General features: G+C 26.8%; 4 protein-coding genes. All 4 read left to right on the forward strand.

Features of this window, described 5'->3' with window-relative positions:
• A partial coding sequence (locus FGQ49_RS10145; protein WP_138269749.1) for an immunoglobulin-like domain-containing protein occupies positions 1 to 817 on the forward strand: 817 nt, incomplete at its 5' end.
• Positions 818 to 838: 21 nt separating this feature from the next.
• Positions 839 to 1,129 carry a hypothetical protein gene (locus FGQ49_RS10150; RefSeq protein ID WP_138269750.1) on the forward strand — a complete coding sequence of 97 codons (291 nt, stop codon included), beginning with the start codon at positions 839 to 841 and terminating at the stop codon, positions 1,127 to 1,129.
• 19 nt (positions 1,130 to 1,148) lie between these two features.
• Positions 1,149 to 1,586, forward strand: a complete 438-nt coding sequence (locus tag FGQ49_RS10155; RefSeq protein WP_138269751.1) for a zinc ribbon domain-containing protein — start codon at positions 1,149 to 1,151, stop codon at positions 1,584 to 1,586.
• 18 nt (positions 1,587 to 1,604) lie between these two features.
• A complete protein-coding gene (locus FGQ49_RS10160; protein ID WP_138269752.1) occupies positions 1,605 to 2,345 on the forward strand; it encodes a hypothetical protein in 741 nt (246 codons plus the stop codon).
• Positions 2,346 to 2,441: the final 96 nt, after the last annotated feature.

Here is a 2,441-nt window from a genome sequence, read left to right on the forward strand (position 1 = left end):
AATGTTTAAATTACAATCTCCTTCAAATTTTATTGAGGTTACCAAGGAAAATATTGAGGCAGGAGAAAATATATCGGTAAATGATTTTGTAGAAATAAAAGATAAATATAAAGATAATTATTCTATAAAGCCAAAACAAGATAAGTATAATTTTAAAACACTTGGAGAAATTTCAATTCCATATATAGTTACAGATAATAATGGAGAAGAAAAAGAAGTTGATTGTACGTTTAATGTAGTTGATACAACTGCTCCCGAAATTAATACAAGCAAAGATTTAACAATAAAAAAGGGATCAGATTTTGATATATCAAAATTTGTTTCTATAAAGGATAATCTTGATGGGGATATTGATATAAAGAATTTGAATATAGAAAACGGAAATGTAAATACAAAAGAAGAAGGTGAATATACATTAACTTTATCGGTAACAGATAGTAATGGAAATAAAAATAAAAAAGAAGTAACTTTTATTGTTAAAGAAGAAATAAGTGTTGATGATGTAATGCAGACTTTACTCGGATTATGGCTTCCAACAGAATATGCGAGTATGTATAGTGAAACAGGTGTTACAGGTGATGCAATGATACTGTATGTAAAAGAGGGTTCAAAGTATTATCAAAAAGGTTATGAAAGTTCTGCTAAAATAACAATAAAAAGTATACAGGAAGGCGGAAGGATTATAGAATATGACCTTGCAGGTTTTGAAGGTATAAATAGTTATTCATCTCATGTAACGATTGATATGGGGCTTACAGGGGATAATATGATTAATATTAACGGTGTAAGTTATACATGGGTTGGTAGTGGATATTAAAATTGAAGGGAAAATTTTAAAATGAAATATTGCAATAGATGTGGAAATGAAATTGTTAATAATATCAGCATATGTCCTAATTGTGGGAATATATTAATTCCTGAAAGTAAACTAAAAAAAGATGAGTTTAATCTAGCTTATTTTTCTGCCGGAAGTGTCTTAGGTGGACTTTTAGGGTTGATTGGTTTAGGAATATCAATTCTTATTCTTATTCTAAAAAGAAAAGAGCCTAAAAGGTATAGTTCTGTAGTATACGGAGCACTGTTAGGATGTATAGTAGTATCGATTTGTATGATGATATTTAATTTATAGAAAATTAATAGGAGAAATTATGAGTTTTTGTAAAAATTGTGGAAATGAATTAAATGAAAATGGAAACTTTTGTACAAAGTGTGGTATGAAAGTTGAGAAAGCAGTAAGTATACCAAAAAATTACTGCACAAATTGCGGAGCTGAAATAAAAGAATATTCTGATATTTGTTTAAATTGCGGAATGTTGATTTCAAAACAAGAAAGCGTAAATGATGAAAAAAATTATAATGTACTTTCGATATGTGGGTTTGTTGTTTCTATTATAAGTCTATTTTTTGGATTGTTAGGTTTAATATTAGAAATATTGGCAATGATAATGGGAGTTATTTCTTTAAATCAGTTGAAAAATAATGATAAAGAAAAAGGACAAGTATTTTCAATTCTATCAATCGTCATTGCGTGTTCATATATTATTTTTTATTTATTAATTATGGCAACTATAGTTTCATATTTTTAATAACGAGGTTAAATTAATATGATTGTGATTTGTGATAAATGCGGTAAAGAATTGAAAGGCAGTAATATCAAATACTGTTCTTGTTGTGGAAACAAAATAAGTAAACTTAATAAAGATAATTATAGAGAAAAGTATAATACTACTTTGTCAAAAAGTAGAAAAATAATGTGTCCTATATGTTGTAAATTGGTGAATCCTATTGTTAAGGAAGGTTGGTATTATTGTTCTTTATGCAGTCGTAAAATTCAAAAAGAAGCATTTGAATTTGATAAAGAAAGTATTCAATGCAGAAAAAATAAGAAAATAGAAGAGATGAAAAAAGAAATAGAAGAAAAAAAGAAGAGTGATGAATTTTATTATATATGTGATAAGTGCAATCGTGTTATTAAGTATTCATCTAAATTTTGCAAATACTGTGGTGAGATAAATAAACAAAAGAATTTTAATAGTGATGAAAACTTTACTTCTATAAAAATACAATTAACATCTACAAATAAATATATAGCCGGCAGTCCAAATGATCTTATCGGAACACCGAGAACAATTTATTTGGATGGTGAAGAAATTGGTAAGATGGGAGCAGAAGATGTAAAAATATTTGTTACTAAACTTAAAGGTAAACATATCTTAACAATATATAGAAATTCAGATATTTTTAATTGTTCACAAATAGATATACCATTAGTTATTGAATCATGTAAGGAATTTAATATAAAAGTTGTATTTGGATATAAGATTACATACGAATTTTTAAACTAAGGAATGAAAGGGGAATTAGATATGTATTGTACTCATTGTGGAAGTAGAATATGATGATGCTAAAAAAATCTTCGATTTTTTAAGCGGTGCTGTTTA

This window comes from Anaerofustis stercorihominis (assembly GCF_005844425.1).
GTDB lineage: Bacteria > Bacillota > Clostridia > Eubacteriales > Anaerofustaceae > Anaerofustis > Anaerofustis butyriciformans.